At 72.2% G+C, this 17,104-nt stretch carries 16 protein-coding genes; 5 read left to right on the plus strand and 11 right to left on the minus strand.

The genetic code is table 11. The annotated features are described in order from the left end of the window. Positions 1 to 3 precede the first annotated feature (3 nt). Complete coding sequence (locus Leucomu_RS10130; protein WP_128387142.1) at positions 4 to 315, plus strand: EthD family reductase; 312 nt, start codon at positions 4 to 6, stop codon at positions 313 to 315. A 113-nt stretch (positions 316 to 428) separates the two neighbouring features. Here Leucomu_RS10130 and Leucomu_RS10135 read toward each other — a convergent pair whose 3' ends face one another. From Leucomu_RS10135 to Leucomu_RS10155, 5 genes are all read right to left on the minus strand, one after another. Continuing rightward, complete coding sequence (locus Leucomu_RS10135) at positions 429 to 2,666, minus strand: arylsulfatase (RefSeq protein ID WP_128387143.1); 2,238 nt, start codon at positions 2,664 to 2,666, stop codon at positions 429 to 431. A gap of 95 nt (positions 2,667 to 2,761) precedes the next feature. Continuing rightward, entirely contained in the window at positions 2,762 to 3,553 is a 792-nt protein-coding gene (locus Leucomu_RS10140) for an ABC transporter ATP-binding protein (RefSeq protein ID WP_194294545.1), read from the minus strand. Then, positions 3,550 to 4,386: an ABC transporter permease gene (locus Leucomu_RS10145; RefSeq protein WP_128387144.1), complete on the minus strand. Its 837-nt coding sequence runs from the start codon at positions 4,384 to 4,386 to the stop codon at positions 3,550 to 3,552. The genes Leucomu_RS10140 and Leucomu_RS10145 overlap by 4 nt, the downstream gene beginning before the upstream one ends. Beyond that, complete coding sequence (locus Leucomu_RS10150; protein WP_128387145.1) at positions 4,386 to 5,162, minus strand: ABC transporter permease; 777 nt, start codon at positions 5,160 to 5,162, stop codon at positions 4,386 to 4,388. Before Leucomu_RS10150 ends, Leucomu_RS10145 begins: the two co-directional genes overlap by 1 nt. A gap of 3 nt (positions 5,163 to 5,165) precedes the next feature. After that, on the minus strand, positions 5,166 to 6,239 hold the full coding sequence (locus tag Leucomu_RS10155; RefSeq protein WP_228407066.1) for an ABC transporter substrate-binding protein: 1,074 nt from the start codon (positions 6,237 to 6,239) through the stop codon (positions 5,166 to 5,168). A 140-nt stretch (positions 6,240 to 6,379) separates the two neighbouring features. On the opposite strand from Leucomu_RS10155, the gene Leucomu_RS10160 reads away from it, so the two are divergent. Beyond that, positions 6,380 to 6,976, plus strand: a complete 597-nt coding sequence (locus Leucomu_RS10160) for a TetR/AcrR family transcriptional regulator (RefSeq protein WP_017883297.1) — start codon at positions 6,380 to 6,382, stop codon at positions 6,974 to 6,976. Positions 6,977 to 7,032: 56 nt separating this feature from the next. Next, positions 7,033 to 8,061 carry a formylglycine-generating enzyme family protein gene (locus Leucomu_RS10165; RefSeq protein ID WP_456085554.1) on the plus strand — a complete coding sequence of 343 codons (1,029 nt, stop codon included), beginning with the start codon at positions 7,033 to 7,035 and terminating at the stop codon, positions 8,059 to 8,061. A 69-nt stretch (positions 8,062 to 8,130) separates the two neighbouring features. On the opposite strand, the gene Leucomu_RS10170 is transcribed toward Leucomu_RS10165, so the two are convergent. Together Leucomu_RS10170 and Leucomu_RS10175 are read right to left on the minus strand one after the other, a co-directional pair. Then, positions 8,131 to 8,874, minus strand: a complete 744-nt coding sequence (locus tag Leucomu_RS10170) for an SDR family NAD(P)-dependent oxidoreductase (RefSeq protein ID WP_128387146.1) — start codon at positions 8,872 to 8,874, stop codon at positions 8,131 to 8,133. Beyond that, positions 8,874 to 10,451, minus strand: coding sequence for a GMC family oxidoreductase (locus tag Leucomu_RS10175; RefSeq protein ID WP_128387147.1), 1,578 nt, complete (start codon positions 10,449 to 10,451; stop codon positions 8,874 to 8,876). The genes Leucomu_RS10170 and Leucomu_RS10175 overlap by 1 nt, the downstream gene beginning before the upstream one ends. Before the next feature lie 310 nt (positions 10,452 to 10,761). On the opposite strand from Leucomu_RS10175, the gene Leucomu_RS10180 reads away from it, so the two are divergent. After that, positions 10,762 to 11,352, plus strand: coding sequence for a TetR/AcrR family transcriptional regulator (locus Leucomu_RS10180; RefSeq protein WP_017883301.1), 591 nt, complete (start codon positions 10,762 to 10,764; stop codon positions 11,350 to 11,352). A 155-nt stretch (positions 11,353 to 11,507) separates the two neighbouring features. Here the strand turns inward: Leucomu_RS10180 and Leucomu_RS10185 are convergent, their stop codons facing one another. Genes Leucomu_RS10185 through Leucomu_RS10195 form a run of 3 tightly spaced genes read right to left on the minus strand, consistent with a single transcriptional unit; the run spans position 11,508 to position 14,858 of the window. Continuing rightward, on the minus strand, positions 11,508 to 12,650 hold the full coding sequence (locus tag Leucomu_RS10185; RefSeq protein WP_128387148.1) for a phosphotriesterase family protein: 1,143 nt from the start codon (positions 12,648 to 12,650) through the stop codon (positions 11,508 to 11,510). Continuing rightward, on the minus strand, positions 12,647 to 13,873 hold the full coding sequence (locus Leucomu_RS10190; protein ID WP_128387149.1) for a phosphotriesterase family protein: 1,227 nt from the start codon (positions 13,871 to 13,873) through the stop codon (positions 12,647 to 12,649). Before Leucomu_RS10190 ends, Leucomu_RS10185 begins: the two co-directional genes overlap by 4 nt. A 10-nt stretch (positions 13,874 to 13,883) precedes the next feature. Further along, complete coding sequence (locus tag Leucomu_RS10195) at positions 13,884 to 14,858, minus strand: methyltransferase family protein (protein WP_128387150.1); 975 nt, start codon at positions 14,856 to 14,858, stop codon at positions 13,884 to 13,886. Between the two features lie 279 nt (positions 14,859 to 15,137). Here Leucomu_RS10195 and Leucomu_RS10200 point away from each other — a divergent pair, with 279 nt between their 5' ends. Beyond that, complete coding sequence (locus tag Leucomu_RS10200) at positions 15,138 to 15,860, plus strand: alpha/beta fold hydrolase (protein WP_128387151.1); 723 nt, start codon at positions 15,138 to 15,140, stop codon at positions 15,858 to 15,860. Positions 15,861 to 16,012: 152 nt separating this feature from the next. Here Leucomu_RS10200 and Leucomu_RS10205 read toward each other — a convergent pair whose 3' ends face one another. Then, positions 16,013 to 17,011 (minus strand): aldo/keto reductase, encoded by a 999-nt coding sequence (locus tag Leucomu_RS10205; RefSeq protein WP_128387152.1) that lies wholly within the window; start codon positions 17,009 to 17,011, stop codon positions 16,013 to 16,015. Positions 17,012 to 17,104: the final 93 nt, after the last annotated feature.

A 17,104-nucleotide genomic window follows, 5' to 3' on the forward strand; every position in this document is an offset into this window, starting at 1 on the left:
CCCATGCACAAGCTCACCGTGCTCTACCCCGAGCCCGCCGACCGCGCCGCGTTCCGCGAGTACTACCTGAACACGCACCTGCCGCTCTGCGCCCAGCTGCCCGGCGTGCAGGAGATCACCTACGCCCTCGACATCTGCGAGCCGGGAGCGGGGCCGTACTTCGGCGTCTTCCAGGCGACGTTCGCCGACGAGGCGGCGCTCGGCGCGGCGCTCGCCTCGCCGGAGGGCCGGGCGGTCGAGGCCGACGTGCGGAACTACGCGACCGGCGGCGCGACCGTGTTCCCCTTCGAGGTGCAGACGCTGCCGCTCCCCTGAGAACCGGTTCGGGGCCGGCCATGCGGCCGCGTCGCGCTCGGCTGCGCGACGCCTTGCCCGGCTCCCGGGCCGGCGCATCGCTCGGGCGGGCCGGCAGCCCCTCGGCGATCCGCTCAGTCCGCGACCCGGGCGACGGCCTCGCCGATGCGGCGCAGCACCGTGGGGTCGTGACGGGAGCGCGCGCCGGGCACGTAGCGCAGCCGCTCGATGGTCCCGCCCGAGAAGCGGAATGTGCGATGCCGCTCGTGCAGCTCCCAGTCGACCGGGCCGCCGTAGTCGTAGCCGACGCTGATGCCGGTGAAGGGCGCCATGCCGAGCAGCATCGGCACGGCGGCGATCTCGGCGGAGAGCTCGCCGTCGACCTCGAGCCGCAGCCGCCAGCGCAGCCCCTCCAACTCGTCGACGTGGAGCAGGAGCTCGTGGGGCCCCGCCCCCAGGGCGGCCCCGCGCGAGCGGTGCATGTCGCCGTACGCGTTGTAGGAGATGAGCGGAGCGCCGCCCTCGACCGCGAGCAGGTAGCCCCCGCCCTGATCGCCGTGGGCCACGATCACCCCGGCGGCGCCATCGTCGAGCACGAGCGACGCCTCGACCGAGAACGACTTCAGCACCGTCAGCTGGGCCGCGCGGAACCGCTCGAGCGGGGGGCGGAACGGCACGAGCACCACCGGCGCGGCGAGCTCGGCCTCGCTCTCCGGCCGGTTCGCGTGGAGCGTGCCGTCGTCGTCGAGCGGGAACACGGTGTTGCGCCACGCCTCGTCGCGCCAGCGCTCGGCGAGCTCGGCCACGCGCGTCGGGTCTGCGGCGGCGAGGTCGAGGGTCTCGGTGGGATCATCGGCGAGATGGTACAGCTCCCACGTTCCACCGGCGGCGCCCTCCTCGCGGCGGGGCGGCACGGGCGACACCGCCTTCCACTCGCCGTCGACCATGGCACGCCGCCCCACGCACTCGAAGTACTGCGCCGCGCGCCCCTCCGCCGTCGGGTCGGCGAGCACGGCCGCAACGCTGCGCCCGTCGGGCTGCTGCGCGGGCCTGCCGCGCAGTTCGGCGAGCGGCGGCACCCCGGTCAGCTCGAGGATCGTCGGGGCCAGATCCGACACGAACACGAACTGATCCCGCAGCCCTCGCAGCCCTCGCAGCCCCGCAGCCCCGGCTTCGACCGGATCGGAGCCGCCCTCTGCCCGCGCGGCCGCCGGCCACGACACGATGAGGGGTGCATGCACCCCGCCCTCGTAGGTCGACGACTTGAACGACCGGAACGGGGTGTTCGAGACGCGGGCCCAACCGGTCGGGTACTGGCTGAAGAGTCTCGGCCCGCCGATGTCGGCGGGATCGCGCGGCACGTCGCGCACCCAGTTCTCGGGCAGCGGCGCCGAGTGGCCGAACTGGGCGAAGTAGCTGCGCGTGCCGCTCGGCCCGCCCTCCGCCGTGCCGCCGTTGTCACTCGCGAGCACGATGATCGTGCGTTCGAGCTCGCCGAGCTGCTCGAGGCGGTCCAGGAGCCGGCCGACGCTCTGGTCGACCTCGTCGACCGCCGCCGCATACACCTCCATGTGCCGGGCGAAGAGCGCCCGCTCCTCGTCGCTCAACGAGTCCCAGCTCGGGATCCGAGCGTCGTCGGCGAGGGCGCCCTCGGGCAGCTCGGCGTGGGTCGGCACGATCCCGAGCTCCCGCTGCCGCGCGAACCGCGCCTCGCGAAGCGCGTTCCACCCAGCCTCGTAGCGACCGCGGTGGCGCTCGATGTCGGCGCGCTTCGCCTGGATCGGTCCGTGGACCGAGGTGTGGGCGTAGTAGAGGAAGAACGGCTTCGACGCGTCGTTGACCCGCAGCTCGTCGATCATCGCGAGCGCCTCGCCGGTGAGCTCGTCGGTGAGGAAGTAGCCGTCGGGGAACTCGGGCACGTCGACGACCGAGTTGTCGCGCACGAGCCGGTGCGGGTGATGCAGCGACGTGAAGCCGTCCATGCTGCCGAAGTATCGGTCGAAGCCCCGCTGCAGGGGCCACGACGACTTGTCGGCGGCGTCGTGCAGGCGCGACTCGAGCGTCAGATGCCACTTGCCGACCGCGAACGTCGCGTACCCGCCGGCTCGCAGCGACTCCGCGAGCGTGGGCGCGTCCTGCGGCAGTTCGCAGGTGAAGCCCGGGTAGCCCGGGTCGGTGTGCGCGACGAAACCGAATCCCGCCCGGTGCGGGTTGAGGCCGGTGAGCAGTGCGGCGCGGGCGGGCGAGCACATCGGAGCCGTGCGGTAGTTGGTGAACACCCACCCCTCGCCCGCGATGCGGTCGATGCTCGGCGTCGGGATCTCGCTGCCGAACGGTCCGAGATCGCTGAAGCCGAGGTCGTCGACGAGCATCACGACGACGTTCGGCGCGCCGGCCGGAGCGCTCGCGCGCTGCGGCCACCACGGCGTCGACTCCGAGACGAACTCGGCGACGCCCCCCCCGCACGCTACCCGGCCTTCCGGATGAGCTCGAAGATCTCGGTGCGCAGCTCGGCGAACTCGTGAGCGGCGCGGCTCGTGATCTGGTCGCGGGGAGCCGGCAGCCCGATGTCGACGGTGCGGGTGACTCGGGCCGGCCGCTCGCCGAGCACCACGACGCGGTCGGAGAGGTAGACGGCTTCGTCGATGTCGTGCGTCACGACGACGATGGTCATGCCGAACTCGTCGCGGATCTTCAGGCAGAGATCCTCGAGCTCGAAGCGGGTCTGCGCGTCGACCGACGCGAAGGGCTCGTCCATGATGAGCACCTCCGGCCGGTACGCGATGGCCCGTGCGATCGCGACGCGCTGCTGCATGCCGCCCGACAGCTGCCACGGGTACTTCGACTCCGCCCCCGCGAGCCCCACTGCGGCGAGCGCGGAGCTGATCCGCTCCTCCCGCTCGGCGGCGGGCAGGCGCAGGTGCTTGAGCGGCAGTCGCACGTTCTTCTCGACGGTGAGCCACGGCATCAGCGAGCGCGTGTACTCCTGGAACACGAGCGCCATCTCCTCGGGCGGGCCGTCGATCTGCTTGCCGTCGATCCGAGCCGAACCCGACGTGATCGACTGCAACCCCGTCAGACACTTCAGCAGCGTCGTCTTGCCGATGCCCGACGGGCCCACGATGCAGACGATCTCGGCGGCGTGCACGTCGAAGGTGAGGTCGGCGATGACCGGCACCGCCCCCTTCTTCGTGTCGTAGGTCTTCGCGAGGCCCTGCACGCTGAGGCGGGGCTGGGCCGCGGCGGTCGTGGCGGTCATAGGTTCTTCTCCTGCTGTCGGATGGCGATGTACCAGCGCAGCACTCGGCGCCGGAAGATGGCGAGCAGGGCGGTGACGACGTAGCCGATGATGCCCAGCACGAGGATGCCGACCCACATGTCGGCGATCATGAACGACTGCTGCGCGAGCAGCGTGCGGGCTCCGAGCCCGATCGACGATCCCAGCATCTCGCTCGCGATCATCACGACGAACGCCGTGATGAGGCTCACCTGCATGCCGGAGAGGATGCGCGGGCTCGCCTCCGGCAGCGCGACCGAGAAGATGCGGTCCCACGCCCCCAGTCGGTAGATGCGGCCGACGGCGCGGCGATCCGGGTCGACGGCGTGGATGCCGTCGATGGTCGAGATCAGCACGGGGAACACCGCCGACAGCGTGATCGAGAGGATGCGTGTCTCGTTGCCGAAGCCGATCAGCGAGACGAAGATCGGTACGAGCGCGACCGGCGGGATGGCCCGGAAGAAGTGGATCGTCGGCTCGACGAGCCACGACAGCCAGCGCGACATGCCGAGCGCGATCCCGAGCCCCACGCCGAGCGCGCTCGCGAGCGCGAACGAGAGCAGCAGGTTGCCGACCGACGAACCGACGTCTCCCCAGAACGCGGGGGTGGCCGCGAGCGACGCCATGCGCTCGAGGATCGTCTCGAGCGGCGGGAAGAACGTGTTGGTGGAGTTCGCCGACACGATCCACCACACGGCCAGCAGCAGGATCGGGACGAGGATCTCCGCCCCGATGAGCACCCACTTCGGGAGTCCGCTGCGCTGCTGCCGCCGCGCTTCCCGCGTGCGGATGAGCACGGTCGAGGTCACGGTCATCACGACACCTGCTTCCGGTACTGGGGGTGCCAGTGCAGCAGGCGGCGCTCGCCCCACTGGCTGAGGCCCTGCACGACGAGGCCCAGGATGCCGAGCACGAGCACGTAGGCGAAGAGCCTCGGCTGGTTGCCGGTGATCTGGGGCTGCACGAGGCTCTGGCCGAGCCCCGGACCGCCACCGATGAGGCCGGCGACCACCGCGACGATGAGCGCCGTGGGGGCCGCCACCCGCACGGCGGTGCCGATGTAGGGCAGGGCGCTCGGCAGCACGATGCTCCAGAGGATCTCCCCGCGGCTCAGCCCGTACGACTGCCCGGTGGCCTTCGCGACGGGGTCGGTGTCGAACACGCCCGCCGAGGCCTGCACCACGATCGACACGAAGCACCCGATGAACACGAGGAAGACGCCCATCCCCGCCGTGGGACCCAGCACGAGCACCACGACGGGCAGGATCACGATCGGCGGGATCGGCTTCAGGAACTCGAGCGGCACGCGGGTCGCGTGCATCGCGAGCGGCGAGACTCCGACGCCGATCCCGAGCAGCACGCCGGCCGCGGTCGCGATCGCGAGCCCCAGCAGCGCCATCGCCACGGTGTCCCAGGTGGCGGCCCACATCTCCGGTGTGACGACGAGCCGCGCCAGCTCACCGATCGCCTCACCCGCGGTGGGCAGCGGCGAGCCCGCGAGGGGGCCCGCCGCCGCGAGCTGCCAGACGCCGAGCGCGATCAGCGCGCCGAGGGCGCCAGTCCCCCACTTCAGCAGTCGAGAGTCTCCCACGGGTCACTCCGAGACGATCACACCGGTGAGATCGACGGGCTGGGCCAGGAAGCCCAGGCTCACCATCTTCTCGTTCGGCCGCTCGAGATCCTCGGCGTTCACGACGGTCGGCCAGACCGGCACCTTCACCTGGTCGACGGTGAGCTGCGAGTCGGTGTAGTCGAGGCCGGCCTGGATGGCCTCCTGCGGGTGCTCGGTGGCCCACTCGTTCGACTTCACGATCGCCCGCTGGAATGCCGCGATGGCGTCCGCCTTCTGCGAGACCGTGCCCGCCCCCGCGGTCCAGAGGCCGGTCGCGCCGGTCTCGAAGAAGCCGATCGAGGGCGCCGAGAGCTGGTCGGCCCCGGCCTCCTCGGCCTCCGTGGTGAAGGGGCTCACGAGCCCGGCTGCATCGACCGTGCCGTTCTGCAGCCCGGCCACGGCCGAGGTGAAGTCGAGCACCACCCAGTTCACGCCGGCGGCGGGGTCGATCCCCTCCTTCTCGAGCTCGCCCGCGATGACGACCTCGAGCTGCGCCTTGCGCGCGGGAACGGCGATCGTCTTGCCCTCGAGGTCGGCGACGGAGTGGACGTCGCCGTCCACCGCCGCGAAGAGGCCGGTGTCGTCGAAGTCGGCGGGATCGTCGATCTCGGCCTGGTCGGCGGGGTAGCCGTCCGCTGCGCCGATCACCTTGATGTCGACGCCCTGGCTGAGGGCGTTCAGCAACGGGATGCTGGGAGAGTACGCGATGTCGACCTGCCCGCTCTGCACGGCGGCGAGGCCGGCGGGCGGGTTCGCGACGATGGAGGTCTCGATCTGCAGCCCCTCCTCCTCGAAGAAGCCCTGCTCGATGCCGCCGATCAGGCTGCCGTCGGAGGTGAGGCCGATCGTGGCGACCTTGAGGGTGGTGAGCTCGCCGCTGCCGCCGTCACCGGAGGGCGCATCGCCCCCCCCCCGGACGAGCAGGCGGAGAGGGCCAGGGCGGCGGCCGGGATGAGCGCGAGCGCGCCCATCAGGCGGTTGATCTTCTTCATGTGTTCGACTCCTTCGTCGGCCGGGCCGGAAGCGATGGCACGCATCGATCCCGTTAATCACCATTCGGTGACTAAAGGAATAATCTCCAAGCGTCCACTTTCCATAACACTCCGGTAACGATTAATCACCAAGCGGTGACGAAAACGGCACCGGCGGACCCAGACTGGAGTACCTCCCTAGAATTCAAGGGAGAAGGGAGACACATGCCGAAGATCGTGGACCACGACGAGCGCCGCGCGCACATCGTCGAGGCGGTCACGCAGATCATCATCAGAGACGGCTTCGACCGCGTCACCATGCGCGAGATCGCCGCCGAGGCCGGCTACGCCCACGGCGCCATCGCACGCTACTTCCCCGACAAGAAGAGCCTGCTCACGGCGGCCTTCCTCGAGGTCTTCCAGAAATCCCACGAGCACACCCTGCGCCGCACCGAGGGCGTGCGCGGCCTCGAGGCCCTCAGACAGATGTTCCTCGAGCTGATGCCCCTCGAGGCCGACGGGCCCCAGCGATCCCGGGTCGTGCTCTCGTTCTGGGACCGCGCCGCTCAGGACGGCGAGCTCTGGGAGATCCACCACGAGAACATCACCCGCCGGCGCGGCCTGATCCGACGCTTCCTCACCGAGGCGCGCGAAGACGGCGAGCTCGGGCCCGGAATCGACATCGAGGACGCCGTCAACCGCGTCTCGGCGCACAACGCGGGGTGGCAGATGATGGCGGTGCTCGTACCCGAGGCCGCGACCGACACCAGCATCGTCGCGAGCATCGACTCCACGATCGCCGACCTCAGGGGCGGGCGGTGACCGGGCCGGGCGCCGGCGGGCCGGGCGCCGGGCACTGCTGCGGCCCGGCCGCGCCCATCGGGGACGGCGCGGCAACTGCCGCGGGAGCCGCGAGGGCGGCAGGGGATGCCGCTGCCGGCACGATCGCCGGATCCGCGATCCGCATCACCACCCGGCCTGCAGCCGGCGGCCCCGACCCTGCCCTCGCACCCTCCGGAGCGCACGAGATCGAGCAGCGCCGCATCCCGGCCGGCGCCTTCACCATGGGCGACGCCTCGGGCGACGGCCTCGCCGTCGACGGCGAACTGCCGCTGCACCCCGTCGAGCTCGACGCCTTCGAGATCGACGCCACCCCCGTCACCAACGAGCAGTTCGCCCGCTTCGCCGACGCCACCGGGTACGTGACCGACGCCGAGCGCACGGGCGCCTCCGCGGTGTTCCACCTGCTCGTCGACGCCCCCACCGCCGACATCGCCGGCCCCATCGTCGGCACCCCCTGGTGGATCGGCGTGCGCGGAGCCGACTGGCGGCACCCGGGCGGGCGGGCCTCGTCGCTCGCCGGGCTCGACCAGCACCCGGCCGTGCACGTGAGCTGGCACGACGCGCTCGCCTACTGCGCGTGGGCCGGGCGGCGCCTGCCCACCGAGGCGGAGTGGGAACGCGCCGCGCGCGGCGGCCTCGAATCGGCGACCTACCCCTGGGGCGACGACCCGATCGACGGCAACGACGGCGTCTGGCGGGCCAACGTGTGGCAGGGCGCGTTCCCCGCCCACAACACGGCCGCCGACGGCTGGGTCGGCACCGCACCCGTGCGAACCTTCGCGCCGAACGGTTTCGGCCTCTGGCAAGCCGTCGGCAACGTCTGGGAGTGGTGCGCCGACCGTTTCGACCCCGGCTACTACGCCATCGCCCCGCTCGTGAACCCCCGCGGGCCGGAGGATGGCGACGGGCTCGGCGGCGAGCGCGACGACGAGCGGCGCGTGCTGCGGGGCGGCAGCTACCTCTGCCACCCCTCGTACTGCAACCGCTACCGCAACTCGGCGCGCTCCAGCAACACCCCCGACTCCACGATGGGCAACGCAGGGTTTCGCACGGTCGCGGCCTGAGGCGGCCGCGCCCCGCGGGCCCGGGGCCGGGCATCGGGTCGGGCGCCGATCCCGCGCCCAACCCGCGACTCATACGGCCGTGGTGAGATACCCGCCGTCGACCGGCAGCACGGCGCCGGTCACGAACGATGCGGCGTCCGACGCGAGGAACACGATCACCGCGGCGATCTCGGAGGCCGCGCCGAAACGGGCGAGCGGCGTGCGCGAGAGGATCCGCTCCTTCGCCCGAGCATCCAGCCCGTCCGCGAGCGGCGTCTCGATCCAGCCGGGCGCCACGCAGTTCACCCGGATGCGGTCGCCCGCCCAGGCCTCCGCGAGCGACTTCGTCAGCTGCACCACGCCGCCCTTTGCAGCCGAATAGGCGACGCGCGATCCGCCCCCGAAGTACGCGAACATCGACGCGATCGTGATCGCCGAGCCGCCCGACGCCGCGAGCAGCGGCCGGGTCAGCTCGGCGATGCGGTACACGGCGGCCAGCTGGATCGAGACGACCGTGTTGAAGGCCTCCCACTCGAGCTCGCGCTCCCCCAGGCTGATGCCCGCGGCGGGAACGAGCACGTCGAGCCGGTCGAGCCCCGCGACCACCGCGCGCAGCGCGTCGTCGTCGGTGACATCGACCTCGACCAGCTCGACGTCGAGCCCGGGCGAGACCTCCGCCCGCGCGGCGCCGAGGCCGATCGCCACCACGCGGGCGCCGAGCCCGGCGAACGCCTCGGCGGTCGCCAGCCCGATCCCCGAAGTGCAGCCCGTGACCAGTACGGTACGGCCCTCGAACAGCCCCGGCGCGAGCGCCGCGAGCGGGCGGGAGGCCACTAGCGCTCGCCGGCCAGCACGAACTTCGCGCCCTGCTCGCCGATCAGCACCGCGGGGGCGTTCGTGTTGCCCGTCGTGACGCGCGGCATGACCGAGGCGTCGATCACGCGCAGGCCGTCGACGCCGTGCACCGCGAGCCGCGGCGACACCACGGCCAGCTCATCGACGCCCATCTTGCAGGTGCCGACCTGGTGATGGTAGGTCGCGAGCGTGCCCCGCACGTAGTCGACCAGGTCGTCGCCGTCGCCCACTGACGGACCGGGGTACACCTCGGTCGCGCCCCAGCCGCCCTCGTCGGGCGCCGCGGCGAGCGCCGCCTGGCTGCCGATGCGCCGGCACTGCCGCACCGACGCGACGAGCGACTCCACATCGTGCTCGGCCGTGAGCGCCTGCGGATCGATCACCAGCGGATCGCCGGGGTTCGGGCCCGACAACCGGATCTCGCCCCGCGACTCCGGCGTCACGAGCCCCGCCATGAGCGAGAAGCCGTTCGCGCCCCGGGGCTCGAGGAAGTCGCCGTACATCGGCACCGAGAAGTTGATGGGCTGCGTGTCCGGGCGATCCAGCTCCTCCCTGCTCTTCCAGAACAGGTGCGACTGCGTCACCGACACCCCCTCGCGCGGCGGGTCGATGGGCTTCTCGGTATCGAAGATCACCGGGGCGAGGTAGTGGTCGTGCAGGTTCTTGCCCACGCCCGGAAGGTCGACGCGCGGCTCGATCCCCGCCTCGCGCAGCTCGTCGGCGGGGCCGATCCCGCTGCGCAGCAGCACCCGGGGCGAATCGATCGCGCCGGCCGCGAGGATCACCTCGTCGGCGCGCAGCTCACGCACCTCGTCGCCCTGCGCGAACCGCACTCCCACCACGCGGGGGCGCTCCCCCTCGACCTCGTCGTCGAAGATCAGCTCGTGCACGTGGCAGCCGACCTCGACCCTGATGCGATCCCGAGCCGGCTTCACGTACGCCATGTAGGTGTTCAGCCGCTTGCCGTCGCGCGCCGTGATCTGCTGCTGCGAGACCCCCTCGATCGAGGCGCCGTTGTAATCGGGGTTGCGGGGCAGCCCCTCCTCGACCGCGGCCTCGATGATCGACTCCTGGATCGGCGACAGCTCGTAGTCGTCGGTGACGTCGAGCAGGCCTTCGGCGCCGTGCAGCGCCGGCTCCCCGCCGCCGCGGTAGTTCTCGATCGCGCGGTAGACGGGCAGCACGTCGTCCCACGCCCAGCCGTCGTTGCCGAGCGAGGCCCAGTGGTCGAAGTCCTGCGGCACGCAGCGCACCCAGATCATCGCGTTGAGCGAGTGGGATCCGCCCAGCACCTTGCCGCGCGGCCAGTGCAGGCGGTGACCGTTCGCGCCCGGCTGCGGCACCGTGTAGTAGTCCCAGTCGTCGGGCGAGTGCCACAGCTCGCCCATGCGGCTGAGGTCGTGGATCGCGGGGTTCGTGTCCTCCCCGCCCGCCTCGAGCAGGGTCACCTCGGCCCCGGCATCGGCGAGCCGGCGTGCGACCACCGAACCGGCCGAGCCGGCCCCGACGACGATCGCGCTCTTCGGGGCGCGCGCAGATCCAGAATGCTCCGACATCAGAACTCCTCTCGCGTGCGGCTCCTTCGCCGCACCCCGCTCAGCCTCCCACCGCCCGCGCCCCGCGTCGAGAGCGGCCGCGGAGTCGTGCTCGCAGGAGCAAGCGCCCTGCCGCTGCGGTCAATCGACGCCGGGCGGGGCAGGGCGGGCGCCGAAAGGCGAGAAACGCGCCTCGGGGGCCGGGATGTGATGCGTTTTCCGCCTCTCGACGGGCGGGCGCGGGAGCGGGCGGATCGCGGACGCCGAGCGTCCGGGCCCCGTTTTCGTCTACACTGGAGGAGAAAACCAACGCTCGCCGGAGGATGCCTCAATGCCGAAGATCATCGACCACGACCAGCGACGCAAGGAGATCGTCGACGTCACCTGGCAGCTCATCGTGGAGGGCGGCATCGAGGCCGCCACCATGCGCGAGATCGCGTCGCGCGCCGGGTTCGCGAACGGCGCGCTCAAGCACTACTTCTCGGGCAAGGACGCCATCATCGAGGGCGCCTACGAGCGCTCGCTGAACCGAATCCGCGATCGGCTGCAGAAGCACGTCGAGGGCAAGCGCGGCATCGAGGCCCTCGAGATGTCGATGCGCTACACGCTGCCCACCAACGAAGACGCCACCGCCGCCCGCGTGCTGCTCTCGTTCTGGGAGCGCTGCGCGTTCAGCAGCGAGATCGACCACGACTACGGCGAGCACCTCACCGACTGGAAGGCCGGGTACCTGCAGTACCTGCGCGAGGGCCGCGAAGACGGCGACGTGGTCACCGAGACCCCCGACGAGCAGCTGGTCAGCGAGATCGTGCTCATGAACATCGGCGCGACCGTCACCCGCGTCGTCAGCCCCGAGCACCTCAACAGCGCCGTGCTCGACGCGCAGGTCACCGACTTCGTCGCGCGCCTGCGCCGCGCCTGAGGCGAGGCCGCTCGCCGGGCCGCGCGGCGCTCGGCAACTCGCGCAGCTCAGCGCACCGTGCGGCGCTCGGCAAGCCGCACCCCGGGCCGAGCTTGCCGAAGCGGCCGGCCCGGCACCCGCTCCCCGAGTTCGCCGCAGGAGCCCGGCCGCCGGCCTCAGCTCATCCGGGGCGCGCGGAAGGCGAGCACGCGCGCAGGATTCTCGACTATCATGCGGTCGAGCGCCTCGGGCGTCACGCCGAACTCGGCGAGCACGGGCAGGAAGTGGTCGACCACGTAGCCGTAGCCGTGCCCGCCGTAGCGCCGCAGCTGCACGCGCTGGCAGACGTCGCCGCCCAGCACGAGCTGCGAGCCCCAGCCGTCGGCGACGAGTTCCGCGAAGCCGCGCGCCACGGATCGATCGGTGAACGGGAAGAGCGTGCCCCACGGGCTGCCCGTCGTGCCGAGGAAGTCGGCCTCGACGGTGGCGCCGCGGGCCAGCAGGCGCCGGGCGAGCGGCATGTCGTCGGCGATCGATCCCGCGTGCCCGAAGACGACGGAGCGGGGGTCGGCTCCCTCCTCCTCGAGCGCGTCGAGCACGCGCAGCTTCGCCTCGCCGAAGCCGCCCATGTGCAGGGTGATCGGCGCGCCGGTGATCGCGGAGGCGCGCCCCGCGGCGCGCACGCTGCGCATCTCCTGGGGGTCGACGGGATCGCCCTCGGCGCCGACCTCGCCGATGATGCCGGATCGGATCCCGGCGCCGCCCGCCCCGCATACGGCCCCGTCCGTCCCGCCCGCGGCGCCCACGACGATGTCGCGCACGATCTCGGCGGCGAGTTCCTCGATGCTGCGTTCGGCGAAGCCGGAGGGCAGCAGATCCTTCTGGTACCAGCCGCACCCCATCACGATGTCGAGGCCCGAGGCGCGGCTGAGTCGGGCGAGCGCCCGCGCGTCGCGGCCCACGCCGTTCGGGGTCACCTCCACCATCGTGCCGCCGCCCTGCCGCACGAAGTCGCCCACCTCGTCGAGTGCGGTGTCGAAGTCTCCGAGCACGTCGTTGTCGGCGTTGGGCCGGCCGCGGCGCACGGCGGCGAGCGTGTCGAGGGTGAGCGGATCCCGGGCCGCGGCGTCCCACTCGCCCGGGCGCGGGTTCGGCGTGTGCGCGGGTCTCCGGATGTCGAGGAAGATGTGCTCGTGCATGAGCGTCGGTCCGAGCGTCTCGGGGCGCACGGGCCCGAGCACGGTCTGCACGAGGCCCTCGAGGTTCGGGATCTCGAGGCCGTCGAGCGCGGATGCGGGCGGCGCGATGCGATCCCTCATTCCCCTGCTCCCTCGTCCGTCGCGCGCGCGAGCACGCGCGCCGCGTTGCTTCCGCCGACCGCCGCGACGAGTTCGTCGTCGGCGCCCAGCATGCGCAGGTAGGGCAGGAACTGCGTCGCGACGAACTCGAGACCGTTGCCCCCGTAGGCGGTGAGGCGGTGCTTGTTGCGGATGCCGCTGCTGAGCAGCACCCGGTGCGCCGCGCCCGCCGCCGCGCTGCGCAGGATCGCCGCGGCGAGGTCGTGGTCGGAGATGACGGTGCGCACGTTCGGGATGCGCCCCAGCTGGTCGAAGCAGATCGCGGTGCCGAGGCCGAGCAGCGCGTCGAGGCGGCCGTGGTCGACTCCCGATCCCGCCGCGTCGGCGATGACACCCGCGGCGCCCAGCAGGACCACGCGCGAGCGGTCGAGACCGGCCGCGTCGACCGCGTCGAGCGCCCGCTCGAGCGCCGCCAGCGTCGCGTCGCCCGCGGCGTGCGGGGGCGCCACCTCCCAGGGGTCGGGCCGCGGCGAGAGGACGAGCGCGGCTCCGGCGGCGCTCGCCGCCCGGGCCGCGACGACGAGCAGGGCGAGGGCGCGATCCGCGTCGGCGAGCTCGGCGGCCTCGGGGCTCGCGGAGGCTCCGGGGCTTCTCGGCCGTGCGGCGCCTCCGGCGCGCGCGTCGAGGGGCAGCGGGATCGCGCCCACAACGCCGGCGGGATGCTCGGTCGCGCGCAGCTCGGCGGCGATCCTGCGCCCCACCGCATCGGGGTCGAGCGGCCCTGGATCGCTCGCTCCGTCGCCCGGCGCACCACTCGGAGACGAGCCCGCGGACCGGGATCCGGACCCGGATCCGATCCCGCCATCCGTGCCGCGCACGATCGCGACGCCGCTCGCGCGGCTCAGGCACGCGAGTGCGGCGGGCTCGGCGGTGGAGCCCTCGCCCGCGATCGCCACGAGCGCGGCGGATCGCCCGGTCTCGGTGCCGGCGGCCGCCGCGAGCTCGTCGACCGCGGCCTCGGCGGCATCCGCCTCGATGGTGCGGTCATCGGTGTTGACCGCGCCCAGCATCAGTCTGCCGAGCATCGGCATGCCCACCGCGACGCGCTCGAACTCGGCCTCGCTCGCCGGCACGCCGGCGTTGCCGAGCCGCTGGGGCGGCGCGCAGAGCAGCGTCTCGGCGGCGAGCACGGAGTCGAGGGCGCCCGCCTCGACGGGCCCCAGCACGGTGGTGACGGTGGGCATGCCGGTGGGCTCAGACGGCGGTCGCGACGAGCACGCGCGGGCTGCCGGGAAGCGCGACCAGGCGGTCGACCTTCCAGCCGGTCTCGGCCAGCCAGCCCTCGACCTGGGCGATCGGGTAGACGACGGTGCCGTCGATGTTGAAGTACTCGCCGGCGTGCAGGGCGTCGATGGGGCGCTGGGTCTCGTCCTCGTCGAGGAAGAAGTCGAGCAGCATGAGCGTGGCGCCCTCGGCCGCGGCGCCGCGGGACGCGCGCAGGATGGCGACGTTCTGCGCCTCGTCGAAGCGGTGCAGCACGTGGGTGAGCAGCACGAGGTCGTGCTCGCCGCCGGGCTCCGTCGACTCGGTGGGGCCCTCCTCGAGCGAGACGCGGTCGGAGACGCCCGCCTGCTCGGCGGCCTCGGCGATGCCGTCGGTGAATCCGGGCGCGTAGACGAAGCGGGTGGTGAGCTCGGGGTTCTGCTGCATCGCGACGACCGAGAAACCGGCGGCGAGGCCGCCGAAGTCGAGGGCGCTGCGGTACTGCGAGAAGTCGAAGGCCTCGCCGAACTGCTCGGCGTGCAGCGCGTTGTAGGTCATCACGCCGGCCATGAAGTCGCCCCAGCCGGCCTCGTCGAGGTCGAGGGTGCCGGCCTCGTCGGTGTCGACGGTCCTCTCGTAGCCGAGCCACTGCTTGTAGCTGATGTCGCCGAGGAAGGCGATGAACGGGGTGAGGTCGATCTCGCCCGCGCCGGAGAGGTACTTCTCTGCGTCGGCCTCGAGCGAGTAGGCGCCGTTCTCGCGGCGCAGCAGGCCGAGGCTGTTCATGGCGTCGGCGAGGGTGCGCACCTGACGCTCGGAGTGCTGGGTGGCGGCGGCGAGCTCGGAGAGGTTCCGGGGGCCGTCGGCGAGGGCCTTGAAGATGCCGATGCGGGCGGCGTTGTCGAGCTGCTTCGCTCCCATGAAGCCGATGGCGATGTCGACGATGCGTGCGGGGGTTGCGGTCATGCGAGTCGTTCCTTACGATTCAGGGCCGCCCCGGTCGATCGGGACGACGGTGTCCGTGGTGTGGCCTGCCGGAAACTCTACATACGTAGACACAAAAAGTCCAGCGGCGCTGCGGTTTATTTTCTACTAGCACAGAAAAACAGGGGAGGGGTGCCGATGCACTCGAGCAGCCGCGAGCAGCCCGGGTGCAACCGGTCTTCACTCGCCTCTCCGGGGCGATCGCACCGCGTCCCCTGACCCCGCCCTCCGTTGCACCGCTTCACCGTCGAAAGGTCGATCATGGCTCTCACCGTCCACCGTTTCCCCGCCGAGGGTTCGCAGCAGCCTCCCGTCGTGCTGCTGCACGGCTTCGCATCGAGCGCGGCCGACGACTTCCTGACCACCGGCTGGGTCGACTCGCTGCGCGCCGCGGGTCGCACCGTCGTCGCCATCGACCTGCCGGGCCACGGCGAGAGCCCGGCCGTCGCCTCCGCCGCAGACGCCTCGACCTCGGCCGTCGTCGCCGCGATCCTCGATGCCGCCGCGAGCGCCGCCCCCGAGGGCGACCTCGACGTCATCGCGTACTCGCTGGGCTCGCGCCTCGCGTGGGAGCTGCCCGCCGCGTCGCCGCGGGTGCGCCGCCTCGTGCTCGGCGGACTCAGTGTGTTCGAGCCCTTCGCCGCGGTCGACCCCGCCGAGCTCGAGGCCGTGCTCGGCGGCGCCGAACCCGCCGACCCGCTCGTCGGCATGATGGCCGGCATGATCTCGGTCCCCGGCCGCGACACCGCGTCGCTCGCGAAGCTGATCCCGGGCCTCGCGAGCGAGCCCTTCGCGCCGCAGAACGGCGGCCCCGAGGTGCCGACGCTCTTCGTCGCGGGCAGCGACGACCAGATGACGCAGGGCGTCGAGCAGCTCGTCGATGCGCTGCCCCAGGCCTCGCTCACCCACGTGCCGGGCGACCACCGGGCGGCGCTCGACAGCCCCGAGTTCCGCGAGGCCGCGATCCACTTCCTCGCCCAGTAGAACGGATCATCGAGTCGGCCCGGAATGATCGAGTCGGCCCGGAGCTCGCGCGAATTCCAGGCCGACTCGGTACGAACGGGCCGACTCATCGGGTTGGGCCACGCGACGGGCGGCGCGCACCAGGACGGCGCGCACCAGGGCGGCGGGCCGGGCTACGCGACGGGTGGCGCCCAGACCCCGTCGGCGCGCACCTCGCGGTCGAGCCACAGCTCGGCGGCGGCCTCGCGGATCCCCTGCGCGCCCACCCGCTCGAGCAGCGGGATCGCACCGAGGTTGTCGTCGAACTGCCGCACGCTCGAGGCGCCGAAGAGCACGTTCGCGGTGGCGGGGTTGGCGAGGCAGAACGCGATGCCGAGCTGCGCCGGGGTCGCGTCGAACGACGCCGCGATGCGCTGCACCTCGGGATACGCGGCGACGATGCGCTCGCGGATGCCGCCCACGTCGGCGCCGATCTTGCGCTGCGGGCTGAGCTTGCCGACGAGGATGCCGCCCTCGAAGGCGTCGGAGGCCTGCAGTGCGAGCGTGCCCTCGTCGAACCAGCGGCCGTAGAACTCGCCCTCGGCCATGCTGCGCCGCACGAGCCCGTACTTGAGCTGCGCGAAGCTCGGCGGGGTGAGACCCTCGGCCGCCGCGGTGGCGAGCGCGAGCCGCAGCGACTCCGTCGGCCAGTTGTTGACCCCCCAGCTCGTGAAGCTGCCGCGGTCGATCTCGGCCTGCACGTCGCGCACCACCTGGGCGATGTCGATGTCGCCCATGAAGTCGCCCACGACGATCGTGTCGAAGCTCTCGGGCCCGCCCGCGCCGGCTCCGATGCGCTCGAGCGACACGTCCATCTGGCCGGCGAAGCCCGTCTGGGGATACTCCCACAGCCACAGCTTGCCGCAGAGCTGGTAGTCGGAGCGGGCGAGCCCGAGCTCGCGGATCGCCTCGCCAAACAGCAGGTCGGTGCGGGAGGCCTCGGCGTGCGGGCCCATGTTGTAGTAGGCGACGTCAAAGAACGCCGACCCCGCGTCGACGGCGCGGCGCATCAGGGCAAGGCGATCCTCCGCCTCCATGCGATCCCAGATGTTCCAGGAGCCGAGCGCGAACACCGGCACCTCCGGCCCGCCCGGTCCGAGCTTCCGAGTGGGGACCTTTCCGCTGAACTCCACAACCGCCTCCTCGCAGTTCTCGGGCGGGGACGCGGATCGTCGCGACCCCGTTGCCCTTTTATTTTCTACGATCGTATAATATAAACGAGGATC

The organism is Leucobacter muris, assembly GCF_004028235.1.
Lineage (GTDB): Bacteria > Actinomycetota > Actinomycetes > Actinomycetales > Microbacteriaceae > Leucobacter > Leucobacter muris.

Excerpts from the sequence above, each read along its gene's own strand:
- Leucomu_RS10130 (WP_128387142.1), top strand. The coding sequence starts at position 4 with ATGCACAAGCTCACCGTGCTCTACCCCGAGCCCGCCGACCGCGCCGCG.
- Leucomu_RS10135 (WP_128387143.1), bottom strand. The coding sequence starts at position 2,666 with ATGCTCGTCGACGACCTCGGCTTCAGCGATCTCGGACCGTTCGGCAGC.
- Leucomu_RS10140 (WP_194294545.1), bottom strand. The coding sequence starts at position 3,553 with ATGACCGCCACGACCGCCGCGGCCCAGCCCCGCCTCAGCGTGCAGGGC.
- Leucomu_RS10145 (WP_128387144.1), bottom strand. The coding sequence starts at position 4,386 with ATGACCGTGACCTCGACCGTGCTCATCCGCACGCGGGAAGCGCGGCGG.
- Leucomu_RS10155 (WP_228407066.1), bottom strand. The coding sequence starts at position 6,239 with ATGGTGATTAACGGGATCGATGCGTGCCATCGCTTCCGGCCCGGCCGA.
- Leucomu_RS10160 (WP_017883297.1), top strand. The coding sequence starts at position 6,380 with ATGCCGAAGATCGTGGACCACGACGAGCGCCGCGCGCACATCGTCGAG.
- Leucomu_RS10175 (WP_128387147.1), bottom strand. The coding sequence starts at position 10,451 with ATGTCGGAGCATTCTGGATCTGCGCGCGCCCCGAAGAGCGCGATCGTC.
- Leucomu_RS10180 (WP_017883301.1), top strand. The coding sequence starts at position 10,762 with ATGCCGAAGATCATCGACCACGACCAGCGACGCAAGGAGATCGTCGAC.
- Leucomu_RS10185 (WP_128387148.1), bottom strand. The coding sequence starts at position 12,650 with ATGAGGGATCGCATCGCGCCGCCCGCATCCGCGCTCGACGGCCTCGAG.
- Leucomu_RS10190 (WP_128387149.1), bottom strand. The coding sequence starts at position 13,873 with ATGCCCACCGTCACCACCGTGCTGGGGCCCGTCGAGGCGGGCGCCCTC.
- Leucomu_RS10195 (WP_128387150.1), bottom strand. The coding sequence starts at position 14,858 with ATGACCGCAACCCCCGCACGCATCGTCGACATCGCCATCGGCTTCATG.
- Leucomu_RS10200 (WP_128387151.1), top strand. The coding sequence starts at position 15,138 with ATGGCTCTCACCGTCCACCGTTTCCCCGCCGAGGGTTCGCAGCAGCCT.